Source organism: Streptomyces sp. NPDC087215, assembly GCF_044744885.1.
GTDB lineage: Bacteria > Actinomycetota > Actinomycetes > Streptomycetales > Streptomycetaceae > Streptomyces.
This window is the reverse complement of sequence record NZ_JBIUZD010000014.1, coordinates 158,363-177,736: the sequence shown is the minus strand read 5'-3', so window position 1 is coordinate 177,736 and position 19,374 is coordinate 158,363. Positions and strand designations below refer to the sequence as shown.

Here is a 19,374-nt window from a genome sequence, read left to right as displayed (position 1 = left end):
AGACTTCCTCCACACCTACAACCACCACCGCTGCCACACCGCACTCGACGGACACCCGCCCATCAGCCGTGTCAACAACCCTGCGGGTCAATACACCTAGGGCGTGCGTGCCAGACGCCGCCAGGCAGGCGGGACTTTCGAAACACGGCCCGGCCTCGCCGTCCCGGTCGGGCCGAGGCGGCGGAAAGCCCCGGCCGGACTCGGCGGCCCGCGTCCGGGCGACTTCCCGGGCCGAGGCGCGGGCCGCTCGCAGCGAAGCGAGTACTGCCCGCCGTGCTGACGAGCAGCCGCCTGCAGACGCGCACCCGCGTGCCCTACTGCCCCCGAAGCGGCGAGGTTAGGTAGCCATCACCGATGCGAGGCCGCCCGCCGCGATGGGAGCTTTCGATTCGACCGGGGCCGATCGGCTCCTCGGGGAAACAGCGATACCGGAGACCCATATGGCAGCCAACGGCGTCACCTACACCGGCCTGGACGCACTGCTCGCGCCCGAGAGGTCGGTCCTCCTGCTGATCGACCACCAGGGCGCGCAGTTCGCCGGGATGCACAGCATGGACCCCCACCTCGTGGTCAACAACGTGACCGCTCTGTCGAAGGGCGCCAAGCTGTTCGACGTACCGACGATCCTGAGTACGGTCGTCGAGGACCGCGGCGGCCGGATCATCCGCCAGATCCAGGACGTGTTCCCCGAGCAGAAGCCGATCGACCGCACCACGATCAACACCTGGGAGGACCAGCGGGTGGTGGACGCCGTCGCCGCCACCGGCCGCAAGGACCTCGTCATAGCCGGCCTGTGGACGGACATCTGCCTCGCCTTCCCCGCGATCCACGCCATGGCCGACGGCTACCGGGTCTACGCGGTCACCGACGCGTCCGGCGCGACGACGGTCGAGGCGCATGAACGCGGAGTCCAGCGCATGGTCCAGGCGGGCGTCATCCCGACGACCGCCGGGACCGTCATCGCGGAATGGCAGCGCGACTGGGCGCGCGAGGCGACCGTCCCCGGCATCAGCCAGATCATGTTCGACCACGGCGGCAGCTTCGGCACCAGCCTGGCCTGGGAGCTTCAGCTCCTCGGCGAGAGCTGACGGCTCACGCGTGGGTGAGGTGGGCCGCGCCCACCTCACCCACGCGGTCACGTGCCCACGTGCCCATGTGGTCACGTGGTCACGTGGTCACGTGGTCAGCGGCAGGTCGCGCAGTTGGCGCCGCGAGGTGATGCCGAGCTTGCGGAAGATGTTCCGCAGATGGGCGTCGATGGTGCGCGGGCTCAGGAACAACTGCGTGCCCACCTCCTTCGATGTCGCGCCCGTGGCGACCAGCCGGGCGATCTGGAACTCCTGAGCGGTGAGGCGGGTCGGCACGTCGCCGACCCGTTTCCGCGCGCGGGCGCCGGTCGCGGCGAGCTCACGGGCGGCCCGTCCCGCGAACGCCGCCGCCCCGAGCACGGACAACTGCTCGTACGCCGCCTGCAGTTCCACCCGCGCATCGGACCGACGGCCTTCGCGGCGCAGCCATTCGCCGTACACCAGTCGGGCGCGCGCGACGTGCGGGGCGCCGTCGCTGCGGGTGAGACGCTCGATCGCCTCTCGGTACAGCTTCTCGGCGGCCGGTCCCCTCGTGAGCAGGGCCCGTGAGCGCAGCTCGGTCCCGAGCGCCCACTCGGAGCCGCTCGCTGCCGTGCGCTCGGACAGAAGCCTCATGACGGGCTCCGCGAGATCGGGGCGTCCGGCGTGCGTCGCGGCCTCGACGAACTCCACGGGTATCCAGGAGTGGAAGCTGATCTCGTCGAGATCGGCTGCTGCTCGACACGCCTCGAGGGCGGCGTCGTAGCGGCCCAGGCCGTTGAGCAGTACGGCCCTGGCGTACTCGGTGGCGCTGAGGAGCCGTCCCTCACCGCGCGCATGGGCGTCACGGGTGGCGATGCCGGCGAGCCGGGCGGTGCGTTCCTCGTCGCCGCGCCATGCGGCCACGGTGACGTCGACGTGGATCATGGCCGGGGTGCCGAGTTCCGCCGCGATCGCGTGCGCCTCGTCGACCAGCGCGGCGGCGTTGGCGAACTCGCCCGCGTGGACATGTGCGAGAGCCCGGTAGCTCAAGGCCACGGGCAGTTCGGCGAGCATTCCCGCGCCGCGCACCAGTTCGAGCTGACGGGCGGCCAGCTCCCGCCATGCCGCGTCGTCCCACAGGTCCATCGCGGGACCGCAGGCCACCCACAACTGGCCCACGTCGTACGCGTCGCGTCCCGCACCGCGCCGGTAGACGTCCACGGCCCGGCGTAATTCTGGCACCGCCTCCGTGTACCCGTCCCTGACCTGGGTGGTCAATCCGTCGAGCAGCCGGTCGAGCGGGCGCGGCTCCGGCGGGGCGGGGCTCATGGCACGGGCGGTCCCGGCGACGTCGAGCATACGGTCGGCGGTGGTGAACCGGCCGACGAACACCGCTGCGGCGAGGCACTCGAGGAATGCCTCGCGGGCCGATAAGGGGTCGAGCGGTGCCATGAGCCGGGCCGCCCGAAGCAGCTTCTCGACGGCGGCGTCGTCCCGGTTCCTGTCGAACGCCATCCGCGCGCGCAGCGTGGCCACCGTGGCACGCCGGAGGTCGTCGAGCGGTCCGGCTTCCGCCATGGACAGCAGGGACGACGCGGAGTCCGCGGCGCCGCTGTCGCGCTTGGCGCACGCGGCGACGACGGCTCGCACGGCGCGGCGGGCGGGATCCGGCGTCAGATTCGCCGCCCTCTCCAGGAAGGCCGCCGCGGCGGCGACGCCGCCACGGGACCGGGCCCGGTCGGCCGATCGTTCCAGCGCCGCGGCGACGTCCTCGTCCGGCTTGCACGCGGCCTGCGCACGGTGCCACGCCTTGCGGTCGGGCTCGGTGTCCGCGACGGCCCCGGCCAGTGCGCGGTGCACCGTGCGGCGCTCGTCGAGGGCGGCGGACCGGTAGACGGTCGAACGCACCAGCGGGTGGGGGAACCGCACCCGGCCGCCGATGGCCACCAGGCCGGACTCCTCGGCGTGCGTCACCGCGTCGTCGGGGACGCCGAGTCGCTCCGCCGCCGCGCCCAGCAGGACCGGGCTGCCGGTCGGCTCGGCTGCCGCGATCAACAGCAGGGTCCTTGCCCCGAGGGGGAGTTCGGCCAGCCTCGCCCGGTAGCTCGCCTCGACCTTCCCCGAGGCGGGCGACGCCGTGGGCAGCGCGAACCCGCCCGCGAGGTCGGCGGTGTGGGGCAGTTCGAGGAGGGCGAGCGGATTGCCGCGGGCCTCGGCGACGATGCGGTCGCGTACGGCACCGTCGAGAGGCGCGTGGATCTGCGACGCGAGGAGCCGACGGGCATCGTCGTCGGCCAGGCCGCGAAGCGTCAGTTCGGGGAGGCCCGCCAGCTCGTGGCGTTCGCTCGCGTCGCGCTCGGCGAACAGCAGCGCCACGGGCTCGTCCTGGAGTCGGCGCGCGACGAAGGCCAGGGCCTGCGCGGATGCCTGGTCGAGCCAATGCGCGTCGTCGATGACGCAGAGTACGGGCTGCCCGGCCGCACCCTCGGACAGGAGGTTGAGCACCGCCAAGCCGACGTGGAAGCGGTCGGGCACGCGGTCCGCGGACCGCCCGAACGCCCCGTCGAGCGCCTCGCGTTGCGGAGCGGGCAGCCGTTCCTGCCAGCGCAGGGCGGGCTTGCAGAGCTGGTGGAGCGCGGCGAACGCGAGCTCCGACTCGAATTCGGCGCCGACGGCGCGCAGCACCTTCAGGCCCGGTGCCGCCGCGGCGCAGTCGATGAGCGCGGTCTTTCCGATGCCCGGCTCTCCCCGGACCACCAGGGCGCCGCCGCGCCGGGACCGGACGCCGTCGAGCAGCCGGTCCAGCACGTCCGACTCGTCGCGTCGGCCGAGGAGCCCCGGATGTCCCGTTCCCGGGCGGGATCCCCGCATCAGAGGGCCCGTTCGGTGCGCACGTCGATGTCGGCCGACGGCGCGACCGACGATGCGCACGCCCTCTCGCCCCAGGCGTCGGCACTCGCCGGTGTGCCGCGGCGTCGGCCGTCTAGGTGGGTTCCGCCGATGCGAACACGGGCTCCGCCTGCGAGTTTGGCCATGGAACTCCCTCTCGTTCCCCGAAAGCGACGCGAGTCGGCGCGCCCCGAGAGTCCCACCGGCTTGTTGACATGTCAACAAGCGATGTCGATCTTGTCCGATTGCCGCCTTACCCACGCCGGAAAGACCTCGTGGACAGCCGGGAAAGCCCCGCCTCTCAGCCGTACGCCCGTTTGGACCGGGTAGCTGCCCGAGGACACACGAGCCCCTCGTACGTGACCGACGGCGGCCGGACGGTCAGCCGAACGTCCCGCACGTACCCGCGCCCGCACGCTCCGACCCCGCGCCCCGCACCGGAACGTCCACGTCCCGGCCACCGGGCCAGGACCGACCGGCACACGTCCAGGAGAACCGATGACGACACCCGCACCCCGCGGACCCCGGACCACGAAGCCCGGCCCGCCGCCGCCCTTCGACCCCGAGCTCGCTCCGGCGCTCGCGCCGCTGGCGGAAATCCTGCCACCGGCGATCCTGCCGTCCATAATCTCCTCCGTGCGCCGTCACGTCGCCGGCCTGCGGCCGTCGGACGAAGACCTGGCGCGCGGCGGAGCGATCGAACTGCGGGAGCGCCGGATCCCGGGGCCGCCCGGCGCACCCGACGTCTCCCTGCTGATCTGCCGCCCGCGTACCGTCGCCGCCCCCAGACCGGCCGTGTACTTCACCCACGGCGGCGGAATGGTCCTCGGCGACAACCGCAACCTCATCGGGGAGATGCTCGACTGGGTGCAGGAGCTCGAAATCGTCCTCGTCTCGGTCGAATACCGTCTCGCCCCGGAGAACTCCTACCCGGCGGCGATCGAGGACGTGTACGCGGGACTCGTCTGGGTCGCGGACCACGCGTCCGACATCGGCGCCGATCCCGAGCGCCTCCTGGTCGCCGGGGCCAGCGCGGGCGGCGGGCTGACCGCGGCCGCCACGCTCCTGGCCCGCGACCGCGGCGGCCCGCGCCTCGCCGGGCAGCTCCTCGCCTGTCCCATGCTCGACGACCGCAATGACACACCGTCCGGGATCCAGATGGCCGGACGCGGCGTCTGGGACCGCACGTCGAACGACACCGGCTGGACCGCGCTGCTCGGGGAGGCGCGCGGCGGCCCCGACGTCTCCCCCTACGCGGCCCCCGCACGTGCGTCGAGCCTGGCCGGTCTGCCACCGCTGTTCATCGACGTCGGCTCCGCCGAGACCTTCCGTGACGAGGTCGTCGCGTACGCGTCCCGCTTCTGGCTCGCCGGTGGCGACGCGGAGCTGCACGTGTGGCCGGGCGGGTTCCACGGCTTCGACGCCATGGTGCCGGGAGCGGCACTGTCCCGGGCCGCCCGCGCGGCCCGGCTGCGCTGGCTGCGCCGGGTTCTGTAGACGTGCCCCGGTCCGGCCGACCGCCTCTTCCTCCGGGCACCGCGCGAAGCCGCTCCAGGGCCTCCGGCTACGATTCCCCGACCAGTGGACACCCACCCAGAAGATTGGCCTCATGAACGAACCACGCTGGCTCGACGCGCGTGAGGCGGCTGTCTGGAAGAAGTACCGGGACCTGCAGCGCCAGTTGCAGAGCGCTCTGGACCGGCAGCTCGCCCGTGACTCCGTGCTGTCCGGAGCCGACTACGCGGTGCTGGTCCCCCTGTCCGAGTCGGAGGGCGACGTCCTGCGGGCCCGGGAGCTCCAGGTCGAGCTGGGCTGGGAACGGAGTCGGCTGTCACATCAGATCAGCCGCATGGAGAAGCGCGGCATGGTCGCCCGCGAGCCGTGCGAGAACGACGCACGCGGCTCGATGGTGCGCATGACCGCCCAGGGCCGGGCCGCGATCGAGGCCGCCGCGCCGCAACACGCCGAGACCGTCCGTCGCTCCTTCTTCGACCCGCTCGCCCACGACGAGGTCGAAACGCTGGGCGTGCTCTTCGACCGGCTCCTCGCCTCACTCGCACGCGACACGGACTGACCGTTCCTCCGTCCGCCCCCTCACCCGGCCGATCATGGCGCGGTGCCCGCACGCGCCGCACCGGATCGCGCCGTCGGCCGATCCTGCGCAACCTGCCGCGTAGGCGACCGTCACCGACGCGAGCCGGCCGACGCGCTGCCAGTGTCGGCTGCGGCAGACCCATGTGATGAGGAGTCAGGATGAAGATCACCGTTGTGGGACGAGGACGCGTCGGAGGCGGCCTGGCCACCCTGTGGGAGAAGGCGGGCCACGAGGTGACCGGTCTCGGCCGCGACGGCGGCGACGCGGCCGGTGCCGACGTCCTGGTGGTCGCGGTGCCGGGCCCGGAGATCGCCGACGCGCTGGCCCGGGTGTCCGGGCTGGCAGGGCAGGTGACCATCGACGCCTGCAACCTCTACGGGCCGCGGGACGGCTCCTTCCCCTCGCTGTCCCACCAGGTGAAGTCGATCGTCGGCGGACCGACCGCGAAGTCGTTCTCGACGAACTTCGCCGCGATGTACGACCAGATCGAGGCGCAGCGCGTTCGCCCGAGCAGTCTCTTCGCCGCCGAAGCGGGCGCGCGGGAGACGGCCGAACAGCTGATCCGGAGCGCCGGGTACGACCCCGTCTTCGTCGGCGACCTCGATCCCGGCGCCCGCCTGCTCGAAGACAGCTCGGCGCTCACCCGCGCGCTGGCCGGACAGCTGGGCCCCTTCTTCTACCGCTACGGGCGTCCCGGCGAGCTGTGAACCGCCGCCTCCCGCCCCGCCTGTCCGAGGAGCGAGCAGGACGCAGGTCCGGGCCGGAAGGCCGAGGGCCGCGAGGCCGGGCTCCAGCCGGGCGGCGCGTGGGAGGCCCACCGGACCGGGCAGCCTCGCGCCGGTCCCGTAGAACGGCCAGGAACACCTCGGCGCACCGCCCCCGCGGCTCGGTGGGCGGGTGCGCCGGAGCGGGTGGGGCTACGCCACCGATCCGATCCGTCCGGTGGGCTCGCGGGGGACGTCGTGGTGGATCGGGGTGTGGGCGCCCGTCAGGGAGACGCCCGTGCCGCCGCGCCGCTCGGCGACGATCTCCGCGCCGATCGACAGGGCCGTCTCCTCGGGCGTACGGGCACCGAGGTCGAGGCCGATCGGGGAGCGCAGCCGGGCGAGTTCGAGTTCGGTGACGCCGACCCCGCGCAACCGCTCGTTGCGGTCCTCGTGGGTGCGGCGGGAGCCCATCGCGCCGATGTAGGCGACGGGGAGCCGCAGGGCCGCCTTGAGCAGCGGTACGTCGAACTTGGCGTCGTGGGTCAGCACGCACAGCACGGTGCGGCCGTCGACCTCCGTCGACTCCAGATAGCGGTGGGGCCAGGCGACGACGATCTCGTCGGCCTCGGGGAAGCGCGCCGCCGTCGCGAAGACGGGCCGCGCGTCGCAGACGGTGACGTGGTAGCCGAGGAGCTTGCCGACCCGCACCAGGGCGGAGGCGAAGTCGATGGCGCCGAAGACGATCATGCGCGGGGCGGGGACGGAGGATTCGACGAGGAGGGTCAGCGGCCGTCCGCAGCGGCTGCCGTCCGCCCCGATCTCCACGGTGCCGGTGCGGCCCGCGTCGAGCATGGCTCGGGCCTCGCCCGCCGCCGTGCGGTCCAGCTCGGGGTGGCCGCCGAGCCCGCCCTCGTATCCGCCGTCGGGGCGGACCAGAAGGGCGCGGCCCAGCAGGTCGTCGGGGCCGGAGACGATCCGGGCCAGGGCCGCCGCCGCTCCGTCGGCGGCGGCGCCGAGCGCGGCGGGGAAGATCCCGCCGCGCACCGGTGTGACGAGGATGTCGATGACGCCGCCGCAGGTCAGACCGACCGCGAAGGCGTCCTCGTCGCTGTAGCCGAAGCGCTCGACGACGGTCCTGCCGTCGTCGAGGGCCTGGACGCACAGGTCGTACACCGCGCCCTCCACACATCCTCCGGAGACCGAGCCGATCGCCGTGCCCTCGCTGTCGACGGCGAGGGCGGCGCCGGGCTGCCGGGGCGCGCTGCCGCCGACGGCCACCACGGTGGCGACGGCGAAGGCACGTCCCTGCTCGACCCACCGGTGCAGCTCCTCGGCGATGTCCAGCATCTCGGTTCTCCTCTGGGAAGGGGCGGGGAGGGGCGGGGGGCGTCAGCCGACGCCGAGCCAGCTCTCGACGGGGTGGATGGCGAAGTACACGAGGAAGATCGCGGTGAGGCCCCACATGAAGGCGCCGACCTCGCGCGCCTTGCCCTGCGCCGTCTTGATCACGACGTAGGAGATCACACCGGCGGCGACGCCCGTGGTGATCGTGTACGTGAAGGGCATGAGGACCACGGTGAGGAACACCGGGATGGCGACGGAACGGTCGCTCCAGTCCACGTGCTTGGCGTTCTGCATCATCATCGAGCCGATGACGACGAGGGCGGCGGCGGCCACTTCCTGCGGCACGATCGTGGTGAGCGGCGTGAAGAAGAGGCAGAGGGCGAAGAATCCGCCGGTGACCACGGAGGCCAGGCCCGTGCGGGCACCCTCGCCGACGCCGGTCGCGGACTCGACGAAGACCGTCTGCCCGGAGGCTCCGCCCACACCTCCGACGATACCGCCGGCGCCGTCGATGAAGAGCGCCTTGGAGAGACCGGGCATCCGGCCCTTGTCGTCGGCGAGCTTCGCTTCCGTACCGACACCGAGGATGGTCGCCATGGCGTCGAAGAACCCGGCGAGCACCAGGGTGAAGACGATCATGCTGATGGTGATGTAGCCGACGTCTCCCCAGCCGCTGAAGGACACGTGGCCCATCAGGGAGAAGTCCGGTGCGGAGACCGCGCTGCCGTGGAGCTCCGGCGGGCCGGAGAACCAGGACTTGGCCGGGATGTCCGCGACCGCGTTCAGGACGACGGCGACGAGGGTGCCCGCGACGATGCCGATCAGGATGGCGCCGGGGATGGCGCGGGCCTGGAGCGCGAAGATCAGCAGCAGGGTGACGGCGAAGATCAGGACGGGCCAGCCCTGGAGTTCACCGGCCGGGCCGAGGGTCACGGGACCGCCGCCCGGGGCCGGGTTCTCGTGCACGAAACCGGCCTTCACGAAGCCGATGATCGCGATGAAGAGGCCGATGCCGATGGTGATGGCGTGCTTCAGCGCGAGCGGTATCGCGTTCATGATCATCTCGCGGAGGCCGGTGACGACCAGGAGACAGATCACGGCGCCGTACGCCACGGACATGCCCATGGCCTGCGGCCAGGTCATGACCGGCACGACCTGCGAGGCCATCACGCCGGAGACGCTCAGGCCCGCGGCGAGGGCGAGGGGCACCTTGCCCCAGAAGCCCATGAGCAGGGTCGTGGCAGCCGCCGCCAGGGCGGTGGCGGTGATCAGGGCGGGCTGGCTCAGCAGATCGCCGTTGACGTCCTTGCCGCTGAGGATCAGGGGGTTGAGCAGGAGGATGTACGCCATCGCCATGAAGGTGGTGACGCCGCCTCGGATCTCCGTCGAGACGGAGGATCCTCTCTCCGAGATGTGGAAGTACCGGTCGAGCCAGGATCTGCCGGCGGGGTTGCGCGAGCCGGAGCCCGCGTCCTCGGCGCTGGTCCTGGGCTCCACGGACTGGGTCATGGGGCCTACTCCCAAGGTTCAAAGGGGCACCCGCACGGGACCGGAGAGGTACTCCGGTCCTTCGAAGTCGCGGGATTTGGGATGGTGCGTGGCTGCACGACACGGGGGACGGCCCGGGACGGACGAATGGATCGGTACTACAAGATCGGTACTACGGGATCGGTACTACGGGATGGTGCGGTCACCGCGGATCTCGCGGTGAAGTGCGGTGAAGTGCGGTGCGGTGCTGCGGTGGTGCTGCCCTGGGGCAGGCTCCGGGCGGTGCGGGCGGCGGACGTGTGACGTGTCCGGGGAAGGCACGGACCGCCCGGAGGGTCCTACAGCGTGCCGGTGAGCGCCTCGGGGCGGACCGGCGTCTTGTTGAGTTCCAGACCCGTCGCGTTCCGGATCGCCGCGAGGACGGCCGGGGTGGACGACAGGGTCGGGGCCTCGCCGACGCCCCGCAGGCCGTACGGCGCTTCGGGGTCGGCCAGTTGGAGCACGTCGACCGGGATGGTCGGCGTGTCGAGGATCGTCGGGATCAGGTAGTCCGTGAAGGACGGGTTGCGCACCTTCGCGGTCTTCGGGTCCACGATGATCTCCTCCATCACCGCGACGCCCAGGCCCTGGGTGGTGCCGCCCTGGATCTGGCCGACGACGGAGAGCATGTTGAGCGCCTTGCCGACGTCCTGCGCGGTGGCCAGCTCGACGACCTTCACCAGGCCCAGCTCGGTGTCCACCTCCACCACCGCGCGGTGCGCGGCGAAGGTGTACTGGACGTGGCCGGAGCCCTGTCCTGTGACCAGGTCGAACGGCTGGGTCGGGCGGTGCCGGAACTCCAGCTCGACGTCGATCGGCTCCTCGCCGTCCAGGACCTCGGCGAGGGTCGCCAGGACCTCGCCGCCGTCGGTGACGACCTTGCCGTCCTCCAGGAGGAGTTCGGCGGTCGCCCAGGCGGGGTGGTAGGAGCCGTTCTTGCGGCGCCCGATCTCCAGGACCTTCTCTCGGACGGCCTCGCAGGTGTTCTTCACCGCGCCGCCGGTCATGTACGTCTGCCGGGAGGCGGACGTCGAACCGGCGGAGCCCACCTGGGTGTCGGCCGGGTGGATCGTCACCTGGGTGACGCCGAGTTCGGTGCGGGCGATCTGGGCGTGCACGGTGACACCGCCCTGGCCGACCTCCGCCATGGCGGTGTGGACCATGGCGACGGGCTCGCCGTTGATGAGCTGGAGGACCACGCGGGCGGTCGAGTAGTCGTCGAAGCCCTCGGAGAAGCCGACGTTCTTGATGCCGACGGCGTAGCCGACGCCCCGGACGACACCTTCGCCGTGCGTGGTGTTGGAGAGGCCGCCGGGCAGCGCGCGGACGTCCGCGCCCTCGCCCGCGGTCTCCCACTGGCGCTCCGGCGGCAGCGGGCGCGCCTTGACCCGGCGCAGCAGTTCGGCGACCGGGGCGGGCGAGTCCACGACCTGCCCTGTGGGCATGACCGTGCCCTGTTCCATGGCGTTGAGCTGGCGGAACTCGACCGGGTCCATGCCGAGTCTCGCCGCGACCCTGTCCATCTGGGCCTCGTAGGCGAAGCACGCCTGGACCGCGCCGAAGCCGCGCATCGCGCCGCAGGGCGGGTTGTTGGTGTAGAGCGCGATCGCCTCGATGTCGACGTCGTCGATCACGTACGGGCCGACGGACAGCGAGGAGGCGTTGCCGACGACGGCCGGGGAGGCCGAGGCGTAGGCACCGCCGTCGAGCACGATCCGGCACTTCATGTGCGTGAGCTTGCCGTCCTTGGTGGCGCCGTGCTCGTACCAGAGCTTCGCCGGGTGGCGGTGCACATGGCCGAAGAAGGACTCGAAGCGGTTGTAGACGATCTTGACGGGCTTGCCGGTGCGCAGGGCGAGCAGGCAGGCGTGGATCTGCATCGAGATGTCCTCGCGGCCGCCGAAGGCGCCGCCGACACCGGAGAGCGTCATGCGGACCTTGTCCTCGGGCAGGCCGAGGACGGGGGCGATCTGCTTGAGGTCCGAGTGCAGCCACTGGGTGGCGACGTAGAGGTCGACGCCGCCGTCCTCGGCGGGTACGGCGAGGCCGGACTCGGGGCCGAGGAAGGCCTGGTCCTGCATTCCGAAGACGTACTCGCCGGAGACGATGACGTCGGCGCGCTGGGCGGCCTCGTCCGCGTCTCCGCGGACGATCGGCTGGCGGTGCACGATGTTGGGGTGCGGGACGTGGCCGATGTGGTGGTCGTCGCGGCCCTCGTGGATGAGGGGCGCGCCGGGGGCGAGGGCGGACGCCTCGTCCGTGACCACGGGCAGTTCCCGGTAGTCGATCCTGATCTTGGCGGCGGCGCGGCGGGCGGTCTCGGGGTGGTCGGCGGCGACCAGCGCGACCGGTTCGCCGTGGTGCCGGACCCGGCCGTGGGCGAGGACGGGGGTGTCCTGGATCTCCAGGCCGTAGTTCTTCATCTCGGCCGGCAGGTCGTCGTACGTGAGCACGGCGTACACGCCGGACATGGCGAGGGCCTCGGAGACGTCGATGGAGACGATCTCGGCGTGCGCGACGGTCGAGCGGAGCGTCTGGCCCCAGAGCATGTCCTCGTGCCACATGTCCGAGGAGTAGGCGAACTCGCCGGTGACCTTGAGGGTGCCGTCCGGGCGGAGGGTGGACTCGCCGATGCCGCCCCTGGTGTGGTTCTGGGTGACGTCGGTCGGTGTTCCGGCCGGTGCGGTGCGGGTGTGCTGCGCCATGGTCAGACCGCCTCTCCCTGCCGGGCGGCCGCCAGGCGGACCGCGTCGAGGATCTTCTCGTAGCCCGTGCAGCGGCAGAGGTTGCCGGAGAGGGCCTCCCGGATGTCCTGGTCGGACGGGTCGGCCTGACGCTCCAGGAGTTCGTCGGCGGCGATCAGCAGACCCGGGGTGCAGAAGCCGCACTGGACGGCGCCCGCGTCGATGAACGCCTGCTGGATCGGGGAGAGTTCGACGCCCTCACCGGTCTGCGAGTCCTGACCGGGCCCGGCCTGCCACCTCTTGGCGGCGTCGAGGGAGGTGCCGCAGGATCCGGTGGCGCAACCGCCTTTCTCCTTGCGCTCCTTGGCGTATTCGGCGAGGCCTTCGACGGTGACGACCTCGCGGCCCTCGACCTGTCCGGCGGCGACCAGACAGGAGCACACCGGCACCCCGTCCAGACGGACCGTGCAGGAGCCGCATTCGCCCTGCTCGCAGGCGTTCTTGGAGCCGGGCAGACCCAGCCGCTCCCGCAGGACGTAGAGGAGGGACTCGCCCTCCCAGACGTCGTCGGCCTCCTGCGGGCGTCCGTTGACCGTGAAATTGACGCGCATGGTTATGCAGCTCCCTCAAGCGTGCGACCGCTGCCGCGGTACTGCTCCCAGGTCCAGCCGAGCTGTCGGCGGGCCATGATGCCGACGGCGTGGCGGCGGTACTTGGCGGTGCCCCGGACATCGTCGATCGGGTTGGCGGCGCCGGAGCACAGGTCGGCGAACTGCTTCGCGACCGACGGGGTGATGATCTTTCCGTTGTCCCAGAACCCGCCTTCTTCCAGAGCCGCGTTGAGGAATTCCTCGGCCTCCTTGGCGCGGATCGGGGTGGGCGCGGCGGAACCGATGCCGGTCCGTACGGTCCGGGTCCGCGGGTGCAGGGCCAGGCCGAACGCGCAGACCGCGATGACCATCGCGTTGCGGGTGCCGACCTTGGAGTACTGCTGGGGGCCGTCCGCCTTCTCGATGTGGACGGTCTTGATGAGTTCGTCGGCCTGGAGCGCGTTGCGCTTCACGCCGGTGTAGAACGCGTCGATCGGGATGAGGCGGCTGCCGCGCACCGATTCGACCTCGACCTCGGCGCCCGCGGCGAGCAGCGCCGGGTGGGCGTCGCCCGCGGGAGAGGCGGTGCCGAGGTTGCCCCCGACGCCGCCGCGGTTGCGGATCTGCGGGGAGGCCACCGTGTGCGAGGCGAGCGCGAGGCCCGGCAGCTCGGTACGGAGGTTCTCCATGATCTGGGTGTACGGAACGGAAGCGCCGAGGCGGACGTTCTCCTCGCCGACCTCCCACTCGCGCAGCAGCTCGATGCGGTTCAGGTCCAGGAGGTACTCGGGCCGCCGGTGGTCGAAGTTGATCTCGACCATCACGTCCGTGCCTCCGGAGAGGGGCACGGACGTGGGGTGCTCTGCCTTGGCGGCGAGCGCCTCCTCCCAGGTGGCGGGACGAAGGAAGTCCATGGTGGCTCTCTTCCAGTGATTCTGGTGATCAGGGGTCTCACGCGGGGTTCCGGGGAGACGGCCGGCCCTCGACGTCGTCACGTTCATGTGCTGTTCACGCGGTGTGTGGCCTAGTACACAAGCCACGATGGCCCGGGTGCAGTCACCGAAAACATGAAGGAGTTGGCTGGGTCCCGTCGTCGTCTTGTAGATTCGAACGAAAGACGGGGAACCGAAACCTCTCTGTTTCCCCCTGGAAACGGTGGCCCCACGCCACCGTCGACAACGCGACACCTTCACCACACCGACAAGGAACGGCGGCGACACGATGCGGCTGCGCGCACTGCTGGAGAACGACGCGCTCGGGCTGCGCCTGCTCGGCGGCGAGGACGAGCTGGACCGCAGTGTCCGCGGCGTGATGACGACGGACCTCAAGGACCCCAGCCGGTACCTTTCCGGCGGCGAGCTGGTCCTCACCGGGCTCGCCTGGCTGCGCGAGCCGTCCGACGCGGAGCCCTTCGCCCGCATCCTGGCCTCGGCCGGGGTCGCGGCGCTCGCGGCGGGCGAGGCCGAGCTCGGGGACATCCCCGAGGACCTCGTACGGGCGTGTTCGCGCCACCGGCTGCCGCTGTTCGCGGTCAACGAGTCCGTTGCTTTCGCGACCATCACCGAGCACGTCGTTCGACAGGTCTCCGGCGAGCGGGCCGGTGACCTGGCCGCCGTCGTCGACCGGCACCGCAGGCTGATGACCTCCGGCCCGGCGGGCGGCGGCCCGGAGGTCGTCCTCGACCTGCTCGGCTCCGACCTGGACCTCCGGGCCTGGGTCCTCTCCCCCACCGGCCGCCAGATCGCGGGCGCGGGCGAGCCCCTTCCGGCCGGTCTGGCCGCCTCCCTGGCCGGGGAGCACCTGGCCGCCACCCGGACCGGGCGGCGCGGCCCGCACCGGCTGACCACCGGCGGAACGACCTATTCCCTCTTCCCTGTCCGCAACACCGGCCGGGGTGCCGTCCCCGCCTCCCGGGACGTGCGCGAGACCGTTCTGTCGGACTGGCTGCTCGCCGTCGAGGCGGACGCCGGGGACTGGCCCGCCGCCCGGCTCGACCTGCTCCAGGGCGTGACGCAGCTGATCGCCGTCGAGCGGGACCGGCGCGACGCGTCCCGTACGGTCCGCAGACGGCTCGCCCAGGAGGTCCTGGAGCTGGTGCAGACGGGCGCGGCGCCCGCCGAGATCGCCGCCCGGCTGCGGGTCGCCGCCCCGGTGCTGCTGCCCGGCCTCGGCACGGCCCCGCACTGGCAGGTGGTCGTGGCCCGGGTCGAATGGGACCAGGAGGCCGCTCAGGGCCCCGCCGTGGAGGCGGGTCCGGTCGCGCAGGCGCTCCTGGAGGAGATCCTGGTGGACCCGGCGACCGTGGGCGCCGAGTCGGCCGACCGGATCGCCGTCGCGCACAGCGGCGACGAGGCCATCGCGCTGGTCCCGCTCGCGGCGGGACCGCTGCCGGACAGCGAGGACGAGGGCACGTCGGCCGCGCTCGGCCTGCACGCCGACGCCCTCCTGGCGGCCGTACGGGCTCCGCTGTCGGCCGGGCTCGCCGACGACGGGCGGCTCACCCTGGGCGTCAGCGCCGCCGTGCACTCGGCGGAGGGGCTGCGCGGGGCCCTGGAGGAGGCCCGGCACGCCCGCCGGGTCGCCGCCGCCCGGCCCGGCCGGGTCTGCGCCGCCGGGCACCACGAGCTGGCCTCGCACGTGCTGCTGCTGCCGTTCGTGCCGGACGACGTCCGGCGGGCGTTCACGGCCCGGCTGCTCGACCCGCTGCGCGACTACGACCGGCGGCACCGGGCGGAGCTGATCCCCACCCTGGAGGCGTTCCTGGACTGCGACGGCTCCTGGACGCGCTGCGCGACCCGGCTGCACCTGCACGTGAACACGCTCCGCTATCGGGTCGGCCGGATCGAGCAGCTCACCGGACGGGATCTCTCCCGGCTGGAGGACAAGCTCGACTTCTTCCTCGCCCTGCGGATGAGCTGAGCCACCACCCCCTGAGGGGCCCGCCCGGCAGGGTGGGTGGCCGAAGGCTCCGGCCGGGGACGGGAGCCGGGCCGGGGAGCCGCGCCAGGCGTACGAGCCGGGCCGGGCCCGGCGGACGGGACGAAGACTCCGACTGAGGGTCCGCTTGAGGGACGGTACGAGCTGGAACCGCCTCCGGCGGACGGACCGATCCGGGCCCCGGGGCCCCACGGGCGGGCTGCGGGGCCCTGCCCGACGGGACGGGATGAGCGGGGCAGCCGGACCCGGCGGAGGCACGACCGGTGGATGGGACACGGGCTCCCGCCCGGCGGATGGGCAGACCTGAGCCCCGCCGAGAAGTCGTGCCCGACGGACGGGCCGGGCCCGGACGGAGTGCGGGGGCGCGGCCAGTGGGGGATACGGGCTCCCGCCCGGCGGGTGGGATACGGGCCCGGCCGGGGAATCGCGTCCAGCGAACGGTCAGGCCCAGGGCTTCCCCGGTGTCCCCGGTGTCCCCGGCCGCCCTGGTGTCCGACCGGGCCGGCGGACGGGCTGCGGGGGTCCGCTCGGTGGATGCTCCGACGAGGTGCGCCCGGCGGACGGACCGAGGTGCGTGCCAGAAGGGTCCCGCCCGGCAGACGGGCCGCGGTGCGTGCCTAGACGGGCCCGCCCGGCGGACGAGCCGCGCGCGCCGGAGGCGCCGCCGCGCGGATGAGTCGGGAACATCCACACGCCCTTCACCCGTTCGGGCGAGTTCCGACGGGTGACGGGCGGGCCCGCGAGGGCACTCGGGGCCGGACCGCCGATGGGCGCCGCCGGGGCCTGATCACGGGCCCCGAGGCGATCCGACGCCCTCCCGGACACCCCCGTGGGGGCGGCTCCCCGGCGCACCGGACTCTTGTGAATTCTTTCACCTGACCCCTTGGCCAGGTGCTCCCCTTCGTGCTGAGATGCGGGTCTACTCAACAGCTCAATGGCGCGCTCGGGGAGGGCAATGTGGCGGATACCGCCATGTCTGGTTCCGAATCAAGGGGTGGCGAAGAAGATCCGTCCCTCGCCTACGGCAAGGAGACTCCCGTGGAGACCGCCATATGGCGTCTCCGCTCCCGGGGCTGCTGGACGGACGCGGCGGCGCTGCTCGCGCCGCACGCGACGGAACCGGCCGCCGCACTCGAACGGGCCGCGCTGCTGATCGAGCGCTGCCTCTACACCGAGAAGGGCTGGGCCGACGCCGAGGAGGCACTGAGGGCGGCCGAGGCGGTGGCCCGCACCGACGAGGAACGCGGTGCCGCCGCCTGCGAACGCGGCTACCTCGCCTACGCGTCCACGCTCCTCGGGGTCCGTGACCGGGCCGACGAGGCACGGATGGCGCTCGGCAGGGCCGCCGCCCTGATCGCCCCCTCCGGCGAGGGCCGTCCCCTGCTGGACCTGCGGCGCGGGCTCATCGCGCAGAACCTCGGCGACTCCCCGCAGTCGGCCCGTGCCGCGTACCGCAGGGCACACGCCGGGGCCACCGCTCAGGGCGACTCGCTGCTGCTCTCCTCCACCTGGCGGCACCTCGCCGGACTCGCCCTGCGGGAAGGGGAGTTGGCGGAGGCCAGGCACGGCTTCGCGGAGTCGCTCCGCATCCGGGAGGAACTGGGCTTCCTGGTCGGCACGGCCCCGGCGCTCACCGCGCTCGCCGACACCGAGACGGAACCGGAGGCGGGCCGTCTCCGCGCCGAGGCCAGGCGCCTCTTCCGCCTCCTGGGCGGGGTGCCGACCTGGCTCGCCGGTCAGCTGACCCCCCGCACGGCGACATGAACCGCCGTTTCCTGAGGGCTTTTTGACATTCTCTCAGGAAACGGTCCGGTTCCTCGGCGCCAGGCACACCAGGCTCTCGTCGGTGCCGACGAGCAGGGAGCCCGCGCCGGTGACGGCGACCGCGCGGACCGGCGGCCCCGGACGGAAGGCGAGCGTCGGACCGCCCTCGGGACGGTGCAGTTCGACCACGCCGTCGGCCCAGGCGGCGGCGACCACCGGACCGTACGGGGTCTCGGCCGCGTGGAGCGAGACCACCGGCGAGGGCCGCTCCGCGAGGGGCTCGGGCAGCGGATCGCGGCCCGGGGTCCAGAGCCGTACGGTCCCGTCCGCTCCACCGGAACAGACGAACGGGGTCGCGGAGTCCACCGCCGACACCGCCGTCACCCGCCCGCTGTGCGAGGCCGCCTGGTGCAGCCCCCGCAGCCCGAAGGCGTGTACGGAGCCGAGCCTGTCCCCCACCACCACCGAGCCCGCGATGGCCGCGAGAGCCGTCCCCGGGTGACGGGCCAGGGTCGCCGAGACCGCCTCCGTGAGCCGCTCCAGATAGGGGGCGCGCGCCGCCGCCCCCCGTACCGTGTGCAGCCTCCCCCGGTCGTCGAGGAGCAGCACCGTGCCGTCCGGCGCGGGCGCGAGCGCCGTGATCCGGCCCGGCACGGTGTGCGCGAGCCGCCCGGCGGGGCTCGCGTCGGCCTCGTGCAGCAGCCGTACGGCTCCGCTCCGGTCGCCGACGAGCAGGGTTCCCTCCAGCGGCCCGCCCGCCGAGCCGAGCACGGCGACCGGGCCCGGCCAGGGCGGGGTGAGGTCGCCCCGGTGGCGCGCCCAGCGCAGCCGCCAGGGCGTCTCCGCCGCCAACTCCGCCAGCGCGGGCCCCAGTCGGGGGTCCGCTCCGTCACCCAGAGCGGACAGCAGCACCAACGCACGTTCCGCCGGGGGCTGTTCGCGGCAGAGCGACTGACCGGCCCGCATCCAGGCCGCCCGCAGCCCACCGTGGTCCTCGGTCGCGCCCTCGCCCGGTCGCGCGGGCGCTTCGGGACCGTCGAGGGTGCCCGGCAGCCCGGCGGCGGCGGACCCGGTGACGTACGCCGTGGTCACGAGCAGCGGGTCGGCCAGGCACACGGCCACCGGGTCGGCGAGGTCGGGCACCGGCCCGCCGGGAGGCCCGGTCCGCTCCCGTCCGGGCTCCTCGGAGCGGTCCGGTCCGGGCCCTCCCGGAGGGTCGGCGTCACCGTCGAGTTCCACGACGGCGACCCGGTGTCCGGCGCCCAGGGCGGCGGCGGTCGCGCTCCCGCCGCGCGCCTCGACCACCAGCCGGACCCGGCCCACCCCCGCGAGGTCGGCGATCAGCCGGGTGAGCGCCTCCGGCTCGGCGGCGGCGTGCAGATCGGTCAGGAGGAGGACGGTCCGGCGCGCCTCGCCGGTCGCCAGGGCGTGCACGAGGTCGCCCGGCGATCTGGCGACCACGCCGAGCCGGTCCGCGATCGTCCAGGTCGCCCCGAGCGCGCTCTGCCCCGCGAGCGGGACGAGGGCGCGGGCCGCGCGGCGGCGCGGCCGTCCGGCGCGCGGACCGTACCGGGCCAGCCAGTCGAGCAGCGCCGTCTTCCCGGTGCCGGGCGCCCCGGTGACGAGGCAGAGCCGGGGTGACTCGGGGTCGGTGAGCCAGCCGAGCAGGGCCGTGGCCTCGGCCCCCGTACCTATGACGGAGCGGCGTCCGTCCCATGCCGGGGACGGGGTCGCGGACGGCATGGGGCAACCTCACGGGTGACGCGGCGGCGGGCGGCTGACGCCCTC

Annotated in this window: 13 protein-coding genes and 1 pseudogene; 7 read left to right on the top strand and 7 right to left on the bottom strand. The window is 73.1% G+C overall.

The annotated features are described in order from the left end of the window. Both ACIO92_RS28315 and ACIO92_RS28310 read left to right on the top strand, forming a co-directional pair. Positions 1-100 (top strand): annotated as a pseudogene (locus ACIO92_RS28315) (IS481 family transposase); the annotation flags it as partial. Between the two features lie 340 nt (positions 101-440). Beyond that, positions 441-1,088, top strand: coding sequence for a hydrolase (locus tag ACIO92_RS28310; protein WP_402283642.1), 648 nt, complete (start codon positions 441-443; stop codon positions 1,086-1,088). A gap of 87 nt (positions 1,089-1,175) precedes the next feature. On the opposite strand, the gene ACIO92_RS28305 is transcribed toward ACIO92_RS28310, so the two are convergent. Further along, entirely contained in the window at positions 1,176-3,920 is a 2,745-nt protein-coding gene (locus ACIO92_RS28305; RefSeq protein ID WP_402283644.1) for an AAA family ATPase, read from the bottom strand. Positions 3,921-4,436: 516 nt separating this feature from the next. On the opposite strand from ACIO92_RS28305, the gene ACIO92_RS28300 reads away from it, so the two are divergent. From ACIO92_RS28300 to ACIO92_RS28290, 3 genes are all read left to right on the top strand, one after another. Then, positions 4,437-5,435, top strand: coding sequence for an alpha/beta hydrolase (locus ACIO92_RS28300; protein ID WP_402283646.1), 999 nt, complete (start codon positions 4,437-4,439; stop codon positions 5,433-5,435). A 112-nt stretch (positions 5,436-5,547) separates the two neighbouring features. Further along, positions 5,548-6,012, top strand: a complete 465-nt coding sequence (locus ACIO92_RS28295; protein ID WP_366444933.1) for a MarR family transcriptional regulator — start codon at positions 5,548-5,550, stop codon at positions 6,010-6,012. Between the two features lie 179 nt (positions 6,013-6,191). Then, complete coding sequence (locus ACIO92_RS28290) at positions 6,192-6,740, top strand: dinucleotide-binding protein (protein WP_366444932.1); 549 nt, start codon at positions 6,192-6,194, stop codon at positions 6,738-6,740. A 210-nt stretch (positions 6,741-6,950) separates the two neighbouring features. On the opposite strand, the gene ACIO92_RS28285 is transcribed toward ACIO92_RS28290, so the two are convergent. The 5 genes from ACIO92_RS28285 to ACIO92_RS28265 all read right to left on the bottom strand — a co-directional run bounded on the left by ACIO92_RS28285 (position 6,951) and on the right by ACIO92_RS28265 (position 13,799). Then, positions 6,951-8,087 carry an XdhC/CoxI family protein gene (locus tag ACIO92_RS28285; protein ID WP_366444931.1) on the bottom strand — a complete coding sequence of 379 codons (1,137 nt, stop codon included), beginning with the start codon at positions 8,085-8,087 and terminating at the stop codon, positions 6,951-6,953. Positions 8,088-8,129: 42 nt separating this feature from the next. Further along, complete coding sequence (locus ACIO92_RS28280; RefSeq protein ID WP_366444930.1) at positions 8,130-9,593, bottom strand: NCS2 family permease; 1,464 nt, start codon at positions 9,591-9,593, stop codon at positions 8,130-8,132. Positions 9,594-9,910: 317 nt separating this feature from the next. Then, positions 9,911-12,316 (bottom strand): xanthine dehydrogenase subunit D, encoded by a 2,406-nt coding sequence (pucD, locus tag ACIO92_RS28275; protein WP_366444929.1) that lies wholly within the window; start codon positions 12,314-12,316, stop codon positions 9,911-9,913. 2 nt (positions 12,317-12,318) lie between these two features. Further along, complete coding sequence (locus ACIO92_RS28270) at positions 12,319-12,906, bottom strand: (2Fe-2S)-binding protein (protein WP_366444928.1); 588 nt, start codon at positions 12,904-12,906, stop codon at positions 12,319-12,321. A 2-nt stretch (positions 12,907-12,908) separates the two neighbouring features. Continuing rightward, a complete protein-coding gene (locus tag ACIO92_RS28265) occupies positions 12,909-13,799 on the bottom strand; it encodes an FAD binding domain-containing protein (RefSeq protein ID WP_402283650.1) in 891 nt (296 codons plus the stop codon). Positions 13,800-14,106: 307 nt separating this feature from the next. Between ACIO92_RS28265 and ACIO92_RS28260 the strand changes: the two genes are divergently transcribed. Beyond that, positions 14,107-15,804, top strand: coding sequence for a PucR family transcriptional regulator ligand-binding domain-containing protein (locus ACIO92_RS28260; protein ID WP_366444926.1), 1,698 nt, complete (start codon positions 14,107-14,109; stop codon positions 15,802-15,804). Positions 15,805-16,794: 990 nt separating this feature from the next. After that, positions 16,795-17,586, top strand: a complete 792-nt coding sequence (locus ACIO92_RS28255; RefSeq protein WP_366444925.1) for a hypothetical protein — start codon at positions 16,795-16,797, stop codon at positions 17,584-17,586. A 33-nt stretch (positions 17,587-17,619) separates the two neighbouring features. On the opposite strand, the gene ACIO92_RS28250 is transcribed toward ACIO92_RS28255, so the two are convergent. Continuing rightward, a complete protein-coding gene (locus tag ACIO92_RS28250; RefSeq protein WP_401241908.1) occupies positions 17,620-19,329 on the bottom strand; it encodes a hypothetical protein in 1,710 nt (569 codons plus the stop codon). Positions 19,330-19,374 lie beyond the last annotated feature (45 nt).

Excerpts from the sequence above, each read along its gene's own strand:
- ACIO92_RS28310 (WP_402283642.1), top strand. The coding sequence starts at position 441 with ATGGCAGCCAACGGCGTCACCTACACCGGCCTGGACGCACTGCTCGCG.
- ACIO92_RS28305 (WP_402283644.1), bottom strand. The coding sequence starts at position 3,920 with ATGCGGGGATCCCGCCCGGGAACGGGACATCCGGGGCTCCTCGGCCGA.
- ACIO92_RS28300 (WP_402283646.1), top strand. The coding sequence starts at position 4,437 with ATGACGACACCCGCACCCCGCGGACCCCGGACCACGAAGCCCGGCCCG.
- ACIO92_RS28295 (WP_366444933.1), top strand. The coding sequence starts at position 5,548 with ATGAACGAACCACGCTGGCTCGACGCGCGTGAGGCGGCTGTCTGGAAG.
- ACIO92_RS28290 (WP_366444932.1), top strand. The coding sequence starts at position 6,192 with ATGAAGATCACCGTTGTGGGACGAGGACGCGTCGGAGGCGGCCTGGCC.
- ACIO92_RS28285 (WP_366444931.1), bottom strand. The coding sequence starts at position 8,087 with ATGCTGGACATCGCCGAGGAGCTGCACCGGTGGGTCGAGCAGGGACGT.
- ACIO92_RS28280 (WP_366444930.1), bottom strand. The coding sequence starts at position 9,593 with ATGACCCAGTCCGTGGAGCCCAGGACCAGCGCCGAGGACGCGGGCTCC.
- pucD (WP_366444929.1), bottom strand. The coding sequence starts at position 12,316 with ATGGCGCAGCACACCCGCACCGCACCGGCCGGAACACCGACCGACGTC.
- ACIO92_RS28270 (WP_366444928.1), bottom strand. The coding sequence starts at position 12,906 with ATGCGCGTCAATTTCACGGTCAACGGACGCCCGCAGGAGGCCGACGAC.
- ACIO92_RS28265 (WP_402283650.1), bottom strand. The coding sequence starts at position 13,799 with ATGGACTTCCTTCGTCCCGCCACCTGGGAGGAGGCGCTCGCCGCCAAG.
- ACIO92_RS28260 (WP_366444926.1), top strand. The coding sequence starts at position 14,107 with ATGCGGCTGCGCGCACTGCTGGAGAACGACGCGCTCGGGCTGCGCCTG.
- ACIO92_RS28255 (WP_366444925.1), top strand. The coding sequence starts at position 16,795 with ATGTCTGGTTCCGAATCAAGGGGTGGCGAAGAAGATCCGTCCCTCGCC.
- ACIO92_RS28250 (WP_401241908.1), bottom strand. The coding sequence starts at position 19,329 with ATGCCGTCCGCGACCCCGTCCCCGGCATGGGACGGACGCCGCTCCGTC.